The 19,898-nt window shown below is 40.9% G+C and carries 20 protein-coding genes; 1 reads left to right on the top strand and 19 read right to left on the bottom strand.

Annotation, left to right across the window (positions count from 1 at the left end):
* Positions 1-59: 59 nt before the first annotated feature.
* From DOZ58_RS01250 to DOZ58_RS01215, 8 genes are all read right to left on the bottom strand, one after another.
* A complete protein-coding gene (locus tag DOZ58_RS01250) occupies positions 60-1,232 on the bottom strand; it encodes a DUF362 domain-containing protein (protein WP_111886635.1) in 1,173 nt (390 codons plus the stop codon).
* Positions 1,222-2,061: a S1 RNA-binding domain-containing protein gene (locus DOZ58_RS01245; RefSeq protein WP_111886634.1), complete on the bottom strand. Its 840-nt coding sequence runs from the start codon at positions 2,059-2,061 to the stop codon at positions 1,222-1,224. The genes DOZ58_RS01250 and DOZ58_RS01245 overlap by 11 nt, the downstream gene beginning before the upstream one ends.
* Positions 2,062-2,134: 73 nt before the next feature.
* Positions 2,135-2,581, bottom strand: a complete 447-nt coding sequence (locus DOZ58_RS01240; RefSeq protein ID WP_111889651.1) for a hypothetical protein — start codon at positions 2,579-2,581, stop codon at positions 2,135-2,137.
* The gene (gene coaD, locus DOZ58_RS01235; RefSeq protein ID WP_111886633.1) at positions 2,578-3,075 is read right to left on the bottom strand and encodes a pantetheine-phosphate adenylyltransferase; all 498 of its coding nucleotides are present in this window, start codon (positions 3,073-3,075) and stop codon (positions 2,578-2,580) included. Before coaD ends, DOZ58_RS01240 begins: the two co-directional genes overlap by 4 nt.
* A complete protein-coding gene (gene rsmD, locus DOZ58_RS01230; RefSeq protein ID WP_111886632.1) occupies positions 3,038-3,634 on the bottom strand; it encodes a 16S rRNA (guanine(966)-N(2))-methyltransferase RsmD in 597 nt (198 codons plus the stop codon). Before rsmD ends, coaD begins: the two co-directional genes overlap by 38 nt.
* 8 nt (positions 3,635-3,642) lie before the next feature.
* Positions 3,643-5,685, bottom strand: a complete 2,043-nt coding sequence (gene recG, locus DOZ58_RS01225) for an ATP-dependent DNA helicase RecG (protein WP_242988568.1) — start codon at positions 5,683-5,685, stop codon at positions 3,643-3,645.
* A 38-nt stretch (positions 5,686-5,723) separates the two neighbouring features.
* The gene (locus DOZ58_RS01220) at positions 5,724-7,337 is read right to left on the bottom strand and encodes a DAK2 domain-containing protein (protein WP_111886630.1); all 1,614 of its coding nucleotides are present in this window, start codon (positions 7,335-7,337) and stop codon (positions 5,724-5,726) included.
* Positions 7,338-7,349: 12 nt separating this feature from the next.
* Entirely contained in the window at positions 7,350-7,694 is a 345-nt protein-coding gene (locus tag DOZ58_RS01215; RefSeq protein ID WP_111886629.1) for an Asp23/Gls24 family envelope stress response protein, read from the bottom strand.
* A gap of 138 nt (positions 7,695-7,832) precedes the next feature.
* Between DOZ58_RS01215 and rpmB the strand changes: the two genes are divergently transcribed.
* Positions 7,833-8,021, top strand: coding sequence for a 50S ribosomal protein L28 (gene rpmB, locus DOZ58_RS01210; RefSeq protein ID WP_111886628.1), 189 nt, complete (start codon positions 7,833-7,835; stop codon positions 8,019-8,021).
* Between the two features lie 167 nt (positions 8,022-8,188).
* Here the strand turns inward: rpmB and DOZ58_RS01205 are convergent, their stop codons facing one another.
* The 11 genes from DOZ58_RS01205 to rpoZ form a co-directional block, all read right to left on the bottom strand.
* A complete protein-coding gene (locus tag DOZ58_RS01205) occupies positions 8,189-8,824 on the bottom strand; it encodes a thiamine diphosphokinase (protein ID WP_111886627.1) in 636 nt (211 codons plus the stop codon).
* Complete coding sequence (gene rsgA / locus DOZ58_RS01200) at positions 8,824-9,711, bottom strand: ribosome small subunit-dependent GTPase A (protein ID WP_111886626.1); 888 nt, start codon at positions 9,709-9,711, stop codon at positions 8,824-8,826. Before rsgA ends, DOZ58_RS01205 begins: the two co-directional genes overlap by 1 nt.
* Before the next feature lie 186 nt (positions 9,712-9,897).
* Positions 9,898-11,817, bottom strand: coding sequence for a Stk1 family PASTA domain-containing Ser/Thr kinase (gene pknB / locus DOZ58_RS01195; protein WP_111886625.1), 1,920 nt, complete (start codon positions 11,815-11,817; stop codon positions 9,898-9,900).
* Entirely contained in the window at positions 11,807-12,553 is a 747-nt protein-coding gene (locus DOZ58_RS01190; RefSeq protein ID WP_111886624.1) for a Stp1/IreP family PP2C-type Ser/Thr phosphatase, read from the bottom strand. The genes pknB and DOZ58_RS01190 overlap by 11 nt, the downstream gene beginning before the upstream one ends.
* Positions 12,550-13,581, bottom strand: coding sequence for a 23S rRNA (adenine(2503)-C(2))-methyltransferase RlmN (gene rlmN / locus DOZ58_RS01185; RefSeq protein ID WP_111886623.1), 1,032 nt, complete (start codon positions 13,579-13,581; stop codon positions 12,550-12,552). The genes DOZ58_RS01190 and rlmN overlap by 4 nt, the downstream gene beginning before the upstream one ends.
* 158 nt (positions 13,582-13,739) lie before the next feature.
* Complete coding sequence (gene rsmB / locus DOZ58_RS01180; RefSeq protein ID WP_111886622.1) at positions 13,740-15,065, bottom strand: 16S rRNA (cytosine(967)-C(5))-methyltransferase RsmB; 1,326 nt, start codon at positions 15,063-15,065, stop codon at positions 13,740-13,742.
* The gene (locus tag DOZ58_RS01175; protein ID WP_111886621.1) at positions 15,062-15,763 is read right to left on the bottom strand and encodes a zinc metallopeptidase; all 702 of its coding nucleotides are present in this window, start codon (positions 15,761-15,763) and stop codon (positions 15,062-15,064) included. Before DOZ58_RS01175 ends, rsmB begins: the two co-directional genes overlap by 4 nt.
* Before the next feature lie 58 nt (positions 15,764-15,821).
* Positions 15,822-16,763, bottom strand: coding sequence for a methionyl-tRNA formyltransferase (gene fmt / locus DOZ58_RS01170; RefSeq protein WP_111886620.1), 942 nt, complete (start codon positions 16,761-16,763; stop codon positions 15,822-15,824).
* Positions 16,760-17,200, bottom strand: coding sequence for a peptide deformylase (gene def, locus DOZ58_RS01165; protein WP_111886619.1), 441 nt, complete (start codon positions 17,198-17,200; stop codon positions 16,760-16,762). The genes fmt and def overlap by 4 nt, the downstream gene beginning before the upstream one ends.
* 26 nt (positions 17,201-17,226) lie before the next feature.
* Positions 17,227-19,620, bottom strand: a complete 2,394-nt coding sequence (priA, locus tag DOZ58_RS01160; RefSeq protein ID WP_111886618.1) for a primosomal protein N' — start codon at positions 19,618-19,620, stop codon at positions 17,227-17,229.
* A gap of 12 nt (positions 19,621-19,632) precedes the next feature.
* Complete coding sequence (gene rpoZ, locus DOZ58_RS01155; RefSeq protein ID WP_111886617.1) at positions 19,633-19,896, bottom strand: DNA-directed RNA polymerase subunit omega; 264 nt, start codon at positions 19,894-19,896, stop codon at positions 19,633-19,635.
* Between the last annotated feature and the right edge of the window lie 2 nt (positions 19,897-19,898).

The following is a 19,898-nucleotide window of genomic DNA, read 5'->3' as shown; positions in this document are numbered from 1 at the left end:
TTTTGTCAATGCTTTTTTCTCTTTAAAGAGAAGATATTTTGGACAAAAGCAAATGAAAGTTAGTCTTTATAAATTGTTAATTTTCCCAGGAGTGGCGTTTTGACTGAAATAGCGCCGACCGGGCACATTTCCTGACAACAGTAACAGCGTATACAACGGCTGTAAAAATACAACGGATATTTTCTGCGCTTGCGATTAACAATGCGGATGGCTTTTTTCTCAACCGGACAGCTCGCTTCGCAGATGCCACAACCGATGCACTTTTCCTTATCAACCACCGGCTTTTGAATAATAAAATCCTGTATCGGTTTAAAAAACGAAAGGGTCGATGGTTCACCTTCATGGACAGGAATCCGAACCACATCAAAGTCAGGCTTATAAAATTTTTCGAGGGGTTCTCCCAACATTTCAATGTTTTCTTCGGTCCAGTAGCCCAGCTCCATTTCTTCACCATAGGTAATGGTTGGGATAAAGGTGGGATCCAGATTGATCATTCTGGCAAAAGTCGCATCTAAAGCAACGGGATCGTCAGATACAAGCAACACCTTCATGGGAACGGGTTTTCCCGATGCCGGCCCATTACCTTCCATGGCAACAATTCCATCCATCACAAAAAGCCTCAGCTTTGGGATCAGATAGCGATTCAAATCTACCAACATTTTTGAAAAAATTCTGACATTCGGATAATGGGCATGGGACATCCCTTTATTTAATCCGTAGACGCAACCGAATTGGTTTTTGATCGCCCCGGTGATCCGGGTCAGGCCATGGGTTTTCATTTTTGAAAGACTGATGATGGCATCGCTCTCTAAAACCCCCTGGGCGATATCAAATTTCTTGGTTCCGATGCCAAGCAGGAAATCCATCTGCTGACCGCTACTGAAATCTTTTAAGGGTACCTCATACTGCGCCGCAATGGCCGCGAGACCGCTTTCTTTCGCAGCTCCGGCGGGAGAACCAAAGCCAGGCGAATCGCCATAGAAAAGGCGGTTGTAATCTGCCTCTTGTAGCAATCGGATCATCGCTTCAAATACTGCTGGATGTGTGGTAACCGCAGCGTCTGGCGTTTTTCCTCTGAGTAGATTGGGTTTGAGCAAAATCCGCTCTTGCCTGTTTACGAATTGTTCAATCCCGCCAAGAAGTTCCACAGCTGACTTTAGTTTTTCATAAACCAGTTCATTGTCATAGGATTCACACCCCATAATAACGACCCGGGATTTTTTATTTTCCATTTTTCTCAATGCCTCTTTCTGTTATCCTGATTTTTTTCTCTTTTAATAATTTACCCACCGCACGCTTAAAAGAACTCTTACTCATATTAAATTCTTTTTTTATTATAAATGCATCGGTTTTATCATTATACGGCAAGAAACCTTGACTTTCGTTTAACTTTGTCAGAATAACAACAGCATCTTTAGGTATTTCTTTATAAGCTTTTTTATTGGGACTCAAGACCAGTTTTCCGTCGTTTCGGATTTCGGATACCCGGGCATGGATTTTTTCCCCGCAATGTATGTCTGAATTTGCATCTTTGATCAGAATTAAGCCGTGATACAGATTATCAATAGCCACAAAAGCACCAATTTCCGGATTAATCTGATACACATAGCCTTCAATCCAATCCCCCAATTTGTAGGGCCCACCGACTTTCAGTAGGGGATAGATTTTCATGGTCGCACATAAGCGGTCACTTTTATCGGCATACAGATTAACCAGGTAGTCTCGGCCTTTTTGCACCTTGACGGTTTGCTCATTGTAAGGAAGTAAAAGATCTTTCTCCAGTCCCCACTCCAAAAAAGCGCCTACTTTGGTAACATCTGCAACCTTAAGCACTGCAAATGAGCCTAATTGGATTTTCGGTTCTCGAGTCGTTGAAATCAGACGATCCTTAGAATCCCGGTAAATAAATACGTCGATTTGATCACCAGCTTTAGCATTCTTTTGCACTTCTTTTTCTGGCAACAAGACCACGTCGGTTGTATCAAATCCATCCGATAAATATGCTCCAATGGGCGTTATCCGTTCAATTGTCAATGTTTGTACTTTTCCTATTTCAATCATTTTTTCACCTCTTATACTTTAGTAGTTAGGCATAAAAAAGGCCGTGTTCATCACACAACCCCTGACATACCAATTATTTCATATTTTTTAATTCACGCCGATTCTGTTCAATTTGATCGTTTAATTCTTTTAACTGTATCTGAAAACTATAGAGTAGCTTATCAGCATAGTTTTGCGTGCCTGTTTTTAAAGCCTTCGCACTTGTGTTTGCGTTTCGCATAATCTCATTAGCATTAGCGGTCGCGGTTTTTGTTATTTCATTGGTGTCAATTAATTCTCTAAGTCGCTTTTCAGCCTCAGCTTTGATATGGTCAGCTTCACTTTGGGCTGCAAAAATAATTTTTTTCCGCTCGGCAACAATTTTTTTTGCTTCTGCCAGTTCTTCTGGCAGTGAATCCCTGATTTCATCAATAATTTCGATCACTTCTTCAGGATTTACTAACGCTTTTGATGAAAAAGGAAGCGTGTTTCCTTTTTCCACGACTTCTTCTAATTCTGCTAATAAGTCAAGTACCCTCATTTCATACATCCTTCCTCATACTTCTTTTGTATCGCTTTCTCTACACTTTTTGGTAAAAAATCAGATACGTCGCCCTGATATTTAACAAGTTCCTTTACCAACGTCGAGCTTAAATACGAATGTTTATTACTTGTTATCATAAAAAATGTTTCAATCTCATTATCAAGATGCTTATTGGTTAATGCCATTTGAAATTCATATTCAAAATCCAAAAAAGCCCGAAGCCCCTTGACAATGATATTGGTTTTTCTCATTCTGACATAATCGATCAGAAGTCCGTCATAAAAATCAACCTCAACGTTTTCGATTCCAGAAAGAACATTTTTAATCAACGCGACCCGTTCTTCACAGGTAAAAAGATAATTTTTGCTGCTGTTAACCATCACACAAACGATCACCTTATCGAATATTTTTGCTGCTCTTTCAATCATGTCAAGATGACCTTTGGTTATGGGATCAAAACTCCCGGGGTAAACTGCAATTTTTGTGTTCATAATTCTCCCTAGAATAATAACTAATTGTCGTGATACCATACTTTTTTGATTTGTAACACGTTAATTTATTTTTTACTAATGGCATTATAACAGATTTTTCTGTTTCTATCACTAATTTTCCATTTTCAGTCAGAATTTCTTTTTCAGAAATCATTTCAAGTAATTGGTAAATCTCATCGACCTGACAGTAAGGAGGATCCATAAAGATAATGTCACACTGGACCTGATCGCGGGTCAGCATTTCCACCCCACTGCGGGCAGACTGATTAAATACCCGGGACCGGTCTTCATAACCCAACAGATCAATGTTTTTTTTTGTTGTTTTTATACTTTCACTGGAGCAATCAAAAAAATACCCCAACGCCACGCCGCGACTCAACGCTTCCAGACCCATCGCCCCCGTACCCGAAAACAAGTCCACAAATACGGCTGCTTCTCTAATTTCATTCTGGAGACTATTGAAAATTGCCCCTTTGATTTTGTCTGCTGTTGGTCGGATCGTATCACCAGTGATCGTCACCAATTTTTTTCCACGCTTCTCCCCGGCAATTATTCGCATTTTTCCTCCTAGTTAAATGATATATCTGCTATCTCAATATAAAATGATTTTAATACGTCGTGTTGAAAGGTCATCATTTCCTGACTGGTAGATTCAAAAATAACCTCGGCGATCTCTTTTGTTCGTTTAATCAAGACCAGTTCCTGGGTGGGATCAAGTAAACCCAATTTGGGCAAGCCGTGCTGTTTAAACCCAAAATAATCTCCTGGTCCCCGCAATTTAAAATCCTCGTCGGCAATCTTTCGTCCGTCACGATTGTTTACAATCACCTTCATCCGGGCCAGGGTATCTTCGCTTTTAGAATTGGTGACCAGAAAGCAAAAAGACTGATGATTTCCCCGCCCCACCCGACCACGCAGCTGATGGAGTTGGGATAGCCCAAATCGTTCGGCACTGAGAATAATCATTGTACTAACGTTAGGCACGTCAATACCAACCTCAATAATACTGGTTGCCACCAGACAATCGATCTGACCCTGATTAAATGCCTGAATGATCGCTTCTTTAGTCTCACTTTTTAGACGACCATGAAGGCATGCCATTCGATATTTCGGATCAATTTTTTGTAGTAATTCCAAATACACCGATTCCGTATCGCGAACCTCTAGAAGCTCATCTGATGCCTCGATAAATGGACATATCACAAAGGTCTGCCGACCTTTTGACATTTGCTCCTCGACAAAGCCCAGAATTTTATACAGTGACGCTTCATTATAGCAGTAGGTTTTAATCGGTTTTCGGCCTTTGGGCAGTTCATCGATATAAGAAACCGACAAATCTCCGTACAGGATCAAAGCCAGGGTTCTCGGGATTGGCGTAGCACTCATAACCATGGTGTGGGGCTTTCTACCTTTTAATGCTAACTGACTCCGCTGCTTTACCCCAAAACGATGTTGTTCGTCGGTGATCACCAACCCCAGGTTATAGTATTCCACCGACTGTTGAATCAGCGCGTGGGTGCCGATAATTACCGATACTGCTCCCTTTGCTACCCGCTCAAGAATTTCGCGCTTCTCTTTGGCTTTGAGACTTCCGGTTACCACTTCCACAGTAATGCCGGCGTTTTTTAAAAGGTCAGCAAAGTTACGACCATGCTGCATAGCCAATATCTCAGTTGGAGCCATGTACGCTGTCTGATAGCCATTTTGTGCCATCAGACAGGCCGCAATCACCGCAATAACGGTTTTACCAGATCCCACATCACCTTGAACCAGCCGATTCATGACCTGGCCGCTTTTTAAATCAGCAATCATGTCACCAATTACTGAGCGCTGACTGGCAGTCAGATCATATGGCAAGCTGCCAATAAAGGGCTCTAAACCGGCAAACAGATTAATGTCAATATCCGAGTACCTTTTTTCCCGGGCCCCGGCCATGATCCCCATATTTATTTTTAGTGCTTCATTGAATTTGAGCCGGTCAATCCCCCGAACAACATCTTCAGGCTTTTTCGGAAAATGAATCGCCTTTAAAGCACTTTTCATATCCAGCAATTTTTCAGAGGAGCGGATTTCCGCCGGCATCGCGTCAGGCACCTCAAGTTCGGCCGTAAAGAGTTGACTCAAGGTTTTGGGTATAACGCTACCGGGAAGCCCCTGAATCTTGCGATACACTGGTGTCAACTCAAAGAAATTACCCGGATGATTGGCACTCACAAACTGCGGATTAGTGATCTTTATATCCCCATGGTTTTTTTTCACCTTGCCATAGAAATAATAATCCTGATTCTCCTGGAAGGACCCTTTTAAATAGGGTTGATTAAAAAACACCGCCGCGATTTTTTTTTCTTCCCATAGTAGCGGCACTGAAAAAATCGATAGATTTCCCCGTATTCGATTGAGCCGACCACGATCTAGAATAGTCGCTTTAATCGAAATTTCCTGATCCTCATAAACTTGTGCCGAACTCCCAAAGACGTTTCGATCAATGTATCTTCTGGGATAATATGACAGCAGATCACCCACTGATTTAATTCCGGCCTTCTCCAGGGCTTCACGCCGCTTGGGTCCGACTCCTTTTATTTTTTCCAGTGAATCTTCCCATTTCATCATTTTTCCTCATATTTATCTTGTACTGGCCCGATTTAAGACTACTCCACTGACACGATATAATAATACAGGGGTTGTCCACCGTAATGCATTTCTACATCGCATTCTTCAAAACGATCGGCCAGTTCCTCAGCCAGTGCATTCGCGTCGTCTTCGGAAACATCTTTTCCGTAATAAATCGAGATCAGCTCGCTATCCGCGTTTACCATATCACTGAGCAGTTCTTTGGTAACGTCCTCAATATTTTTCCCGGTGAACTTTATTTCGCCCCCGCTAATCCCGATAACATTGGATTTCTTGATTTTTAAGCCATTGATTTTTGTATCTCTGACGGCATAGGTTACTTCCCCAGTAGCGACTTGTTTAATCGCTTCTGACATGGCCGAAGCATTCGCTGCGGCGGCTGTTTCAGGAGAAAACGCCAACATCGCAGCGATACATTGGGGAATATTTTTTGATGTGATGACGTGAACCTGCTTATCCGATATTTCGCTGGCTTGCTTGGCGGCCATAATAATATTGCTGTTGTTGGGAAAAATAAAAATGGTTTGGGCATTCAGTTTATCCACTTCGTTCAAAAAATCCTGGGTGCTGGGGTTCATCGTCTGACCGCCGGCAATAACCCGAGTTACCCCAAGGTCTTTAAAGAGCTTGGTTAGTCCCTCTCCAGGTGAAACAGCAATAAACCCATAGGGTATTAAGGTGTCATCTGCTTTTTTTCCCTTGGCCGCAAATTGTTCCCGCATGTTGTCAATTTTAATTCGGATTAAGCCCCCGAGACTTCCAGCCCGCTCCAATGCCAGGCCTGGATTGTCGGTATGCAGATGGACCTTAACGATCGCATCATCCTTGACGACGACGACGCTGTCTCCAAGCGTATTTAAATACGTTCTTAATTCTCCTTCATCCACTTCTTCAGCTTCTTTAATAATAAACTCAGTACAATAGCCAAAGGTAATATCTTCTGGTTTCATATGCGAGTCATCGACAAACTTGTCCAGATTACTTGGCTTAATCTCCAGCTCCACACCCAATTCTTCGTTTAACAGGGCTTTTAATGCTCCTTCGACAATACAAATAAGGCCCTGTCCCCCTGCATCAACTACACCCGCTTCTTTTAACACCGGAAGTAAATCCGGAGTTTTTTTAAGGGTGACCTTACCGTGAGCAATGACATCCGTCATAAAGTTTTCCAGGTTGTCGTAAGTTGAGTATTTCGCCATGGCAAACTCGCCCATTTCCCGAGCAACGGTAAGAATTGTGCCTTCGGTGGGTTTCATGACGGCCTTATAAGCGACATCTGACGCCAGTTTTAAAGCACCAGCCAGTGATGGGATATCCAGGTCTTCCCGGGCTTTGCAGCCTTCTGCAAAGCCTCTTAACAATTGTGAAAGAATGACCCCCGAATTTCCTCGTGCACCAATCAAGGCCCCTGACGAGGCTGATTTGGCCACACTATAGACATTCAATTTTTCTATTTTATCAAATTCAGAAACCGAATGACTAAAGGTAAGCGACATATTTGTTCCAGTATCACCATCCGGCACCGGAAAAACATTGAGTTCATCCACTATTCGTTTATTGATTTCTAAATTTTTAGCCCCATAACGAAACATTTTTATGAGCATTTCACCGTCAATTGTCTGGGTTTTCATTCTGTCCTCCATCTACACACGCACGCTGACTACATTTACAGAAATACGTTTTACTTTTAGTGATGTTTCTTTTTCAACTCGATATTTTACATTGGATATGATATTTTCAGCGACAACTGAAATTTTAATCGCATACTCGACAATGACATACAAATCAATCACTAATCGATCATCTTCGATGATTACACCGACACCTTTATTGGCCTGATCACCTGAAAGAATTTCAATCAAGCCGTCTTTTCCCCGTTTATGTGCCATTCCGACCAGACCATAGCACTCCATCGCAGCGTTTCCGGCAATATCTGCAATTGCTTTTCGGGTAATATCAATATATCCTAATTCACTATTTACTTTCATAAAATTGCTCCTTCTTTTGTTATTTATCTATTTTACATAATAATTCCACTTAAGTCAAAATTTCTGTTGCTTTATTTTTTATTTTCATGATATAATACACCTTGTTTTATAAAAGGTAAGCGTAAGGGAGGTTATGTCATGGCTAAAGAATGTTTTGTATGTAAAAAAACCGTTGTTAGTGGCAACCAGGTTAGTCATTCAAATAAACACAATAAACGAGTTTGGAAACCCAATTTGCAAAGAATTAAAGTTGTAATTGAAGGTACACCACAACGAATTAGTGTTTGTACACGTTGTTTGAGATCCGGTAAAGTCGAAAGAGCTTAGGCTCTTTTATCTTCGGAACAATAGTTGAAGAGTCTTTAATGAGACTCTTTTTTCTTGTGTCAAAGCAAAATGCCAAACGAGCACACTGCTCGTCTGGCAGCTGTTTGACAGCGATCTAATTTCCACGCTGCTTAACATCTTACTGTTTGTACATTCTTCTCACTTTTTTAATCTTTCGGAATAACCATCAACAGCGTTCCCTTTTTTAAAATGATCTGCTGAGTGCTTTTATTTGTCACATTGCTGATGCCATACGGTTTGTCCATGACCATTTGTCCTGCAGTGATGGGATACTCAAATCCGGTAATCGTCAGCTCCTCGACATCGCCATCAATTGGCAATAACGAAATAATCGTACCGATCGGAAAGTGAAATTCTGTTGTTCTACCAATTAAGCGAATGCGATTATTTTCATTAACTATTTCAGCTTCAATTCCAACATCCATAAAGCGCTTCAGCAAATAGATATTGGCAAGGCTATGATCCATCCGGGAACCCAGGCCACCAAGGATAACAACCTCACTTGCCCCTTTTTCTATCGCATGAGAAATTGCCAACTCAGTATCTGTTTCATCTTTTTTAGGCGGATACGACGCATACCTGGTTTCTTTATAAAATGCTTTTGTTTCCGCCGTAATCGAATCCATATCCCCAATGATAATATCAGGGTAAATGTTTAGTTCTCTGGCGTAATTCGCTCCACCATCAGCACAGATCAGATAATCTGCCTTGATTTTATTTACATAATTCGCGTAAAAAACTTTATTATGATACTCACCATTTGTAAAAATGATCGCTTTCATCAGTATTGATCCTTTTTTATTTCATCCAATAAACTTAAATAATGTTCGTATCGAACGGCACTGATTTTTCCCGCCGCAACAGCTTCTTTTACATCACAGCCTGGCTCTTCTTTGTGGAGACAGCTTTTAAATCGGCATTCCCCGCGGGAGAATTCTGGAAAGTACTCCCGCAATTCTTCCGGTTTGATCATTTCCGAAATCTGGTAAGATGAAAACCCAGGGGTGTCTAACAAGAAACCACCGTTTTTAGTTTCTAACAATTCCACATGACGGGTCGTATGTTTCCCTCTTTTTAATTTCTGACTCAGGGTGCCGGTCTCCATGGTTTGGTCTGCACATAAGTAATTTGCCATGGTCGATTTACCAACTCCTGACGGGCCGGCCATAAAAGCTGTTTTACCGCCTATTTCGCCGATAATCTCATCCATGGTGCCGGTATCATTGTGACTGAAAAAAAACAGTTTATACGGCGTTTTTTCGTAGATTTCTTTAATCGCCGTTTCGTCCACAGAACTTGTCAAATCTCTTTTAGTAAAGCAGACAACCGGTGTAACATTTTGAATCTCCGAACTAATTAATAGCATATCAAGAAGTAATAAATTCGGTTTGGGATGTGTCATTGAAAACACAATCAGGCCAATATCAACATTGGCCACAGGGGGTCTGATAAAGATGTTTTTTCGCGGGAGAATCGATTCGATCATCCATTCTCCAGGGTTATCGGATTGAATCATCACTTCATCACCAACGGTTGGTATGATTTTCTGGTGCCTTAAGACACCTCTTGCCTTACACTCCAACACCTCATGGCCGTGATTTGTTTTAACATAATAGAATCCGCCAATGCCCTTAATAATTTTTCCCGTTACCTGTTCGTTTGATATCAATCTAATCCTCCTTGCGCAACTTTTCTCTCTTCTGATATCGCTACATCTGAAAATTAAATACGGGTCTGTATAATCAATTGAAACATTGTTCCAGTCGAACCTTTCATGGAAATGTACGAATTGAATGCTTAATTGTTATATAAACCCGTAGTATCAGTTCAGTTTTAATCAACCAATTATTTATCTTTAAAAATCAATATAGCCCGTTCCAACGCTGGATCCATCAATAAATACCTCATAGGTTTCGCGATCAATACCCTCGACATTGACTGAAAAGACGTCGTCAGACAGATTTGTTCCTTCATAAATTACCGTTTCGGTATTATCTGCCGCAGTTAAAACAACTCTAACCTTAACCGATTTTGCTGGAGTCGTTTGAATATACTCACTTAAATCAATGGTCAATTTCTGCGTCGATTTCTTCCCGCTGCTGATAACAATCGCTACATTTGATCCGTTAGCAACCTGATTCCCATCGGTGGGAGACTGTTTCATAACCATTCCTTTGGTATAATCACCACTGGTTTCATAGCTAATTGTTCCAACTGTCAACCCCGCCTTCGTAATGGTATTTTTAGCATCGGCTTCCGTTTGACCAATTACACTTGGTACAGTGACTAGATTTTCGCCCTTACTTACGTAAATCGTAACCTTCGTTCCTTCATTGGCCGTCGTATTTGCGTTGGGATTCATTTGAAAAACAATGTCCGCATTATAATCGCTGTTGAACTCTCTCTTTATCTCACCAACCACAAAATTAGCCGCTTCAATTGCTTTTATTGCCTCTGTTTCACTCATCCCGATAACGGTCGGGATATTTCCGGTCTTGACTCCTTTGCTGACTGTTACCTTGACTGTTTTCCCACTTTGCAATTCCTTGCCGCTTTCCGGATTCTGAGTAATGATCAATCCCGCTTCTACTTCTGCATTATAAACTTCTTTTTCAATTTCCAGAACCAGATTTAATTTCTCCAGCGTGGTTTTCGCTTCTGTGGTCGTTTTCCCCGTTATATTCGGGACATCAACAGTTTTTCCTGAAAAGAAGGCATATGCCATAGCACTTATAGCCAGAATGCCCACAACAGCCAACACTGAAAGAAGCACCATCTTACGCTTCTTTTTTCTAGCTGCCGTTTCTTTTGGTGTTTCATAATAATATTCGTCATCATCCTCATCATCATCCGGATTAATCGTCGCATGACTGCCAGTGTTCTCAACATGAAAAAGTCCTTCTCGAATGATGTGGGTGTCATTACTCAGATGATTGCCATCACCTGCCCCAACACTTAAGTTTTCTAACAGTGCTTCAAGATCTTCCATAAGTTCATCGGTATTCTGATAGCGCTCGTCCGGTTTTTTTTGAGTCAGCTTGATGACAATCTGATTAACGCGTTCTGGTATTTTGGGCTCCAGCAACTTGGGTGGGACAATCTCTTCCTGAATGTGTTTGATCGCAATGGTGACGGTATTTTCTTCGTCAAAAGGAAGCTTTCCCGTTAACAGCTCATAATATAAAATCCCCAATGAATAGAGATCCGATCGCTCATCCACAAATCCACCCTTGGCTTGTTCCGGCGAAATATAGTGAACCGAACCCATCGTTTGATTGGTCATGGTGACCGTTGAACTGGTAATCGCCCGGGCGATTCCAAAGTCTGCAACCTTGGGAACCAGATCCCGAGTCAAGAGAATATTATGTGGTTTAATATCCCGATGAATAATTTTGTTCTCATGAGCACACCGCAGAGCATTTGATATATCCATTACAAAGCGGGTGGCCTCAATATAATCAAGGCGTCCTTTTCTCATTAAGTATTGTTTCAGGGTAATCCCATCGACATATTCCATGATAATGTAGTAAATATTATCCTGAACGCCAACGTCATAGACGCCGACAATATTAGGATGAGATAGACAGGCGACAGCTTGAGATTCCCGATCAAATTTTTTAATAAACTGTTCATTTTCAGTATACTCTTCACGTAGCACTTTAACTGCCACATAACGATTCAGTTTTAAATCCCGAGCTTTATAAACATAGGCCATCCCACCTCGTCCAATTAATTCCACAATCTCATAACGTTTTCCTAAGGTTCTACTTAGCATTTGGCACCCCTTCCAGAGGCTTAAATAGGACAACGGTGATATTGTCCTTGCCTCCGTTTATGTTTGCCAGATCGATGAGTTTTTTTGCTGCATCTTCCAGACTATTTTCCAAAATAACGGTCTTCATATCCTGGTCGCAAACCATATTAAAAAGACCATCCGAACAGATCATATAGATTGCTTCCGGATTGATCTCATAACGATAAAAATCAACATTCACTGAGTTATCGGTTCCCAGAGCCCGGGTAATTACATTTTTCTGGGGATGTATTTCTGCTTCCTCTTGGGTTATTTTTCCTTCATCAACCAGGATTTGAACAAGTGAGTGGTCTTTCGTCAGGCGGATAATTGCATCCTCTGTAATACTGTAGGTTCGGCTGTCGCCGACATGACAAATACACAAATAATTTCCATCAACGATACACATGGTCAGGGTTGTTGCCATACCCAAACGTGCGGGCTCATCGTCACCATTTTTTTTAAGTTCTAAATTAATGGCTTTTACAAAAGACATCATCTCTTCGGGATCAAAATAATTTTTAATTCCCGATAAATTATTCTTAATAAAATCGACCGCTGTTTTACTTGCTATTTCACCGCTGCGATGCCCTCCCAGTCCATCTGCCACTGCAAAAACATAAGAAAGACGATCAACATTTTTTATGGTTGCTGCCAAGTAGGCATCTTGATTTACCTTTCTCAGTGATCCAACATTGGATCCATAGGCACATTTCATACACTCACCTTATCCTCATATCTTTTTTTTCGAAGCTGACCACATGCAGCGTCAATTTCTCTTCCCATTTTTCGCCTCAACGTAACATTAATGCCGTATTTTTCCAGCTCCCCAAGGAAGTATTTTAATCGGGGACTCTCTTTATAATCCGTTTCCTGGATCTCATTTAAACCAATCAGATTCAAATGGTTTTGACTTCCTTTTAACAGTTTGATCAATCCCACGATATCTTCATCACGATCATTATAACCGTCGACTAGGGCATACTCATAGGTAATGCGTCTTCCGGTTTTTTTGAAATATGATTTACAGGCCGCCATCAATGGCTCAAACTCATAGCGACTTGCGATTGGCATCAACACTTTTCGTTGCTCTGAAAAAACAGAATGCAGCGATATGGCAAGATTAATCTGCAAATTTTCATCCGCTAAAGCTTCGATCCCCGGAATAATTCCACAGGTGGAAAGACTGATCTTACGTTGACCGATTCCAAAGCCCGTATTGGCAATACGAATAAACTTGATCACTTCATCATAATTATCAAGCGGTTCGCCAATCCCCATGATGACAACATTAGAAATTCGCATATTTTCTTCTTTTTCTACTAAATAAATCTGATCCAATATTTCTCCGGCGCTTAAATCTCTGATTTTACCGCCCCTTGTGGAGGCACAGAATTTACACCCCATGTTACATCCAACCTGTGTTGACACACATAACGAAGCGCCATGTTCATAGTGCATTAACACAGCTTCAATGTATTGACCATCTTTTTGCTCAATTAAATATTTTTTTGTACCATCATGATGATCTTCCTGCTTGGTTTGAATGCTACCATGAAATAATTCATATTTTTTTGATAACTTTTCTCTTAAACCGCAGGAAAAATTGGTCATCTCACTAAAGTTTTCACATTTTTTCTCATAGAGCCATTGATACAATTGTTGCCCACGATACCTGGCTTCACCAAGGCCGATCATGAGTCCTTCACACTCACTGATGTCTTTGCCAAAAATATTTTCCTTCATGTTTTACTCCTATACTATCAGAGAAGCATTACACTAAACGGGATGCTTTACATAGATTGTATTATTATATCAAAACAATTGAACAAATTCAATTTTTTCAAAATTCTTTTTCTCTGGTTATTGTTTATCAAAGCCCGCCCGTTACAAAACCAGCCTTGCTATTTTTTTAATAAACACATAAAAAAACTGTCGCAGCCATCGATTAGAGGGCTGGTATAGGTATAGTCATTGCCTTTGTTATCGGGAATGATCTGCAGTCGGGGAAATTTAACCAAAAGCTTTTTTATTTGATTTTCATTTTCATCTTTGTTAACGGTGCAGGTTGAATAAAGCAGCTCACCACCGGGTTTTAGATAGCGGACGGCATTTTCAAGTAAGATCGCCTGCATCTTTACCAATGCTTTGCGGCCTTCTTTGGTACTATGATATTTTATCTCCGGTTTTCGTCTGATTACCCCAAGACCTGTACAGGGAGCGTCCAATAGAATTTTATCAAATGAGGCTTCATCGGCTTGCGAAAAATCACAGCCATCCTGATCTTCAAGACTGATATTTGTACAACCCAGCCGCTGCATGCTTTGTTTGATAAGCTCCAGACGACTGGCGTATACATCCCGACCAATGATCTGTCCCTGATTTTTTATCATCTGACTCAGATAGGTTGTTTTCCCGCCCGGTGCCGCACACATGTCCAAAACCCGATCCCCCGGTTTGGGATTTAACCGCTCGACCGTCAGCATCGCGGCCTGATCCTGAATTAGAAAATGGCCATCTCGGTATAAATGAAAATTTTCAATGTTACTCTCAAAAATCCCCAGGTTAGTCAGGTGGATGGCATTGGGCGACAAGGTTCCGGGTATTACATCGACCCCGGCACCCTGAAAGTCTTTAATCAATTGATCTTGTGATGTTTTCAAAGTGTTACAGCGCACCGTAAATGGCGGTTTTTCATTTAACAGGGGAATGATTGCCTCGGCTTTTTCCACACCAAAAACTTCATAATACTTATGGACAATCCACAGTGGCACCGAATAGCGTATTGACAATGCTTCCTTTTCATTTCCCCAGTTCTCAAATTTAAATTCTTTTCCATCACTTTCAATTTTTCGCATAATGTTTCGCAGTACACCATTAATGAATCCTTTAGCCTGCGGCTGAAGCTCTGCGGCCAAATTGACTGATTCATTGACAATCGCATAATTGGGAATCTTATCCAAAAAATAGAGTTGATAGATGGCTATTCTTAATATCTCACTAACCTCTTTGTGCAACTTATTTACGGGTCGACTACTTTGCTGTTTGATTAGATAATCCAAATAAATCTGATTTTGAAGACAGCCATAAACAATATTTAAGTAAAGGCGACGGTCTTCGTCTTTAATGACAAGGCATTGCAAGGTTCTTTTGATTTCCAGATTGGAGTAGGCTCCATCATAGTCAATTTTCAGTAGTGTTTCTAAGGCAATTTTTCGAATATTTTTCAATCTCTTGAACCTCTTAATACGAGTAACCGAATCAATGTTAACAAAGCCATTAGCGCAGCCGCAACATAAGTGAGCGCCGCTGCTCTTAAAACCTTTTTAACACCAACTTCTTCTCCCGGCTGCAAGAGATTATTGTCAACGAGTGCAGTAATGGCACGCTTGCTGGCATTAAATTCCACCGGTAAGGTAACGATTGTGAAAAAGAGACTAAATGAAAAGAGAATGATTCCCAGATTCATAAACGTCACTCCCCAACCAGAGGTTTGTCCAAATAAAAGCCCGATAAAAAAAAGTGGCCAGGCTAAATTTGAGGCAAAACCAGTGATGGGCACAATAAAACCTCTAAACCGCAACGGCCAATAGCCTTCCTTGTCTTGAATTGCATGACCCGTTTCGTGAGCGGCAATCCCGACTGCTGCGACGCTTGCCTGTTGTCCTACTCCGGAAGACAAGCGCATGATTTTATGCCTTGGGTCGTAGTGATCGGTTAAATTTCCTGCCACGTTTTCAATATTGATGCTATTTAATCCATTAGCGTTTAACAGTAGACGGGCTGCGTCTGCCCCAGTCATCCCATTTTTAGTTGGCACCCTGCTATAGGTTTTGTAAGCGCTGCTTACCTGGTGCTGAGCATAGGCCGCAAAAATGATTCCCGGAACAAGTATCAGCATCGTCCAATAATACTCTAAAAAAAACATTGCATATCCTCCTTTATTTTTTAAAATCTTAGCATCGTTTCCTAAAGAACTGCTTAGACTAGTTTAAAACTGTTCCAGTCTCCATTTTTTTCCCGCGTAAAAAAACAGTGGTTTCCATCCGCTTTTTACCTGGTGCTTGCACGGAACCAATCTTTAAAGCGCCATCCCGGGTTTTCACCGCTAGTCCGCTGCGATCACTGGCGATAACAATGGTTCCCGGTTTTTCTAGCCCTTCCCAGGCGATAATCTCAGGAAGAAAGCATTTTATTTTTTGATCCCGATAAACCGCATGTGCCCCTGGCACAGGATCCGTACCGTTAATCAAAAATAGTATCTCTCGACTGCTTTTTGTCCAATTGATATGACCGGTATCTTTAAGTATTTTCTGGGCATAGGTGGCCAAGGCATCATTTTGGGGCTCCGGCGTCAGCGATCCTTCAATCAGATTTTTTACCGTTTCAATAAGTAAAGCTGCGCCTAAAACTGATAGATCACGATAGAGGCTAAAAAAAGTTGTGGTCTCCGTAATTGGACATTCCGCCTTTGCCAGCATATCTCCGGTATCCATACCTTCGGCCATTTGCATAATGGTAACACCTGTTTTTGCTCTTCCGTCGATGATCGCCCATTGAATTGGTGCGGCGCCCCGATATTCCGGCAATAACGAGCCGTGGATATTTAAGGCGCCATAGACTGGTATCGCTAAGATTTCTTTAGATAGGATCTGTCCATAGGCCGCAACGATAAAAATATCCGCGGCAAAACGCTTTAATTGGTCAATGAATTGAGGTTCCTTAATGTTTTCAGGTTGTAAAACCGGGATTCCCAGCTCTAATGCTTTGGTTTTTAACGGAAGCATTTCAATTTTTTTACCTCTTTTGTTGGGTCGATCCGGCTGACAAATTGCTGCGACGACCTCATATCTGGCGGCTATCAAACTTTCCAGCGCAGGAACACCGAAATCGGTTGTTCCCATAAATATCACCTTAATATTTTTCATTTTTCAACTCGATCAATAAATAAAATTCCATCGAGGTGATCAAGTTCGTGGCAAACTGCTCTTGCCAGCAGATCTGAACAGAAAAGTTGAAAAACAGTGCCTTCCAGATCGGTTGCTTCAACAACTAATGATTGTGGTCGTTTGACTATCCCCGACTGTCCCGGAAGACTGAGGCAAGCTTCTTCATCTTCTTCTTCACCTTCAGTAGAAATGATAGTCGGATTAATAAAGGTCATGGGTCCATCCCCTACATCGATAACAAACAGCCGTTTTAAAATACCGACTTGGGGGGCAGCCAAACCAACCCCATCGGCTTCTCCCATGGTTTCCACCATATCGTCATTTAATATTTTTATTTTTTCATCGATTGCTTCGATAACCCGGGACTTTTTTCTAAGAATTGGGTCCTCATCAATTCTGATTTGTCGAATTGCCATTTTATCCTCCTGATTCATTGAGTCTTTTATAAATCTATATGAACAGATACCTTCGATTTTAACGCTTCTATTATACCAAGCTTAATGATTTTTGGCATTAAATTTTGAAAAACCTCTGCCTTTAATGTCTTGAGCACAATTTGATAGGTAATGTTTCCACCTTTAGTTGCTCCGACTCGCACCGGCTTGTAAACTGTATGCCCATCGCCAAACATTTTTAATTCATTTTTTATGGCAACGTACAACGAAAACGCATCGTTTTCCGCTTCTTTTTCATTCTTTTGAAAAACACTAAAACTAACCATGTTAACAATTGGCGGGTATTTCATCAGTTGACGATAGCGTATTTCACCCCGGTAAAACTCCTGGAAGTTTTCATTCTTGATGGAATAAATTGTTTCATTTTCAGGCTCATGGGTTTGAATCAGTCCCTTTGTTGTACCATCCATGGCTTTTACAAAAAAACGACTGTATGTCTGATAGACTGTTTCTGACGCCTGATAGTTCCCCTGATTAAGATCGCGATCAATCAAAACAGCGGCAGCAACACCAACATTGGTAAAATTAAAGTGTTTGATGATAACCTGGGTTCCAATTAATATATCGATCTCACCGTCGCTGATCGCCCGATTCATTTTTTTTATTTCAGTACGATTCATCGCCCCCTGGACAATTCCAATTCGCGCGTCTGGTAAAACTTTACTAAGATACTCTTCTAACTGATCGAGCCCAAAACCCATGTGTCTAATTTTTTCGCTGTTACATTTCGGACACTTTATTGGAACCGCTTTTTTGTAGCCGCAGTAATGACAATGCAATGAATGATCCTGATTGAAGTATTTTAAAGCGACGCCACATTGGGGGCATTTCTCAACATGGCCACAGTTACGGCATAAAACACTGTTGGCATAACCCTTATTATTAATAAATAAAACACCCATGCGTTTATGTAATAAGCTGGTTGTCAAATATTTAACCAGGGTTCGGCTTAAAATACCCATGTTTCCCTGGTGCATTTCCTTTTGCATATCAACAATTTCAATGGCCTGTCGAAGCTTCTGTTCGACACCAATTTGGATCTTGGCGATCTCATTTTTTTCGATTTGGTACCAAGTCGCCACCCGTGGCGTATCATCCGCGATAAGATAAGTTGCACCCATTAACGCACTCACTTTTTTAGCAATATCGGCGATATGAAACCGCGGTGTTGAGATACTGATATGTGACGGGTCGTGGTCATCATCAATAATGATCAGACCCAGATTTTGGTATGGTAAGAACAGGGCCGTTCGCACACCAATGACCACTTTAAGTTCCCCATCGCGTACTCGCCGATACAGATCTGTGCGTTCTTTTGGGGTGAGCTGCCCATGAAAAACCCCTACTAGGTCACCAAAGTACTTGTAAAACATTTCCATTCGCGAAAACGTCATATTGACTTCCGGAAAGATAACGACAGCCGACTTCCCGGATTTTAGCTGGTCTTCAATTGCTTTGAAAAACAGTCGATATTTGCTGGTCCCATCAAACACATGAAAAAAAACACCTGATTTCGCTTTCGTCAGTTCCAGGTACCGCTTGTAATTAAGCTGCTCATGAGCTGTTAAAACAACTGATCGTCTTTGCTTTTCAAATCGAGATGAATTGTGTGCGTTTTGATGAGGTGAAGCCTCATATTCAATCACATAATTTTTTAAGATCAATGGGTTTAGGCTTTTTTTAAATTGTGCCGATAGCATTTTTAGATCTGCTGCCATCATATCATTATTTTGCAGACTTTTTAGTAGTTCAAGTTGCTTTTTGCCCATCCTTTTATTGCTGTCAATGGCTTCGCGTCCAAGATCAGTTAGGTGATAGCTTATTTCTCCCACAGTTTCTGCGGCAGTGGGATCACTCAGAATTCTCCATCTTTTTTTTGCAGCGAGTATTTTTCTCTCAACCAACTCAACCAAAATAACTCGGTCTTCCGGTTTTACTTTTTTTTGTCGAAGGGTCTTTTGATCTTTTGGATAATAATGCTCCAAAAACCAATTTTCTTTCAAATTCAGGTCAAAACTGCCCAGGTTTTTGTAATAATAGGTCTCATCTTTAACTTGTATTGACATCGTAAAATAAGAAAGGGCTTCATAAAATAAAGAACAATAGGTGGTCTTCATCCAAAGACACAATTCTATTTGTTCTTTATTTAAAATTGGTTGACTATCAATAATTTCCGTAATTTCTTTGATTCTACCGGTAAAATTAGTTGTTTCTTTAATTGATATAATAAACCCTTCAACCCGCCGATTTCCGATCCCGAACTGTACAACAACACGTATTCCTGCTTCAATGACTGATTCTAGCTGTTGAGGAATACGATAGTCATAGGGATGATCGATACGTTTGTTGGTCTGGTTTAAAAAAACTTCGGCAATTTTCACAGTCAGTTAATCCTATTCTGCTAATAATGCTGTGTCCTGATTATCAGCGGCCTTTAAAGAACTCAAATCCTCATCCGGTTCATGAACTTTATGTACACAATGGATCATTTCTTCCGAAATCTCATTGGTTGCGATTGTAACCGGATTATCGATTTTTATTTTCACCAATGGCTCATCACCTTCTACTATTTCTCTCGCCCGTTTAGCTGTTGCCAATACTAATGAATATTTATTGTCCGCTAATTTAATTAAGTCATTTAATGCAGGATATCGCATTG

Source organism: Acetobacterium sp. KB-1 (assembly GCF_003260995.1).
GTDB lineage: Bacteria > Bacillota > Clostridia > Eubacteriales > Eubacteriaceae > Acetobacterium > Acetobacterium carbinolicum.
This window is presented reverse-complemented; position numbering and strand designations above follow the sequence as displayed.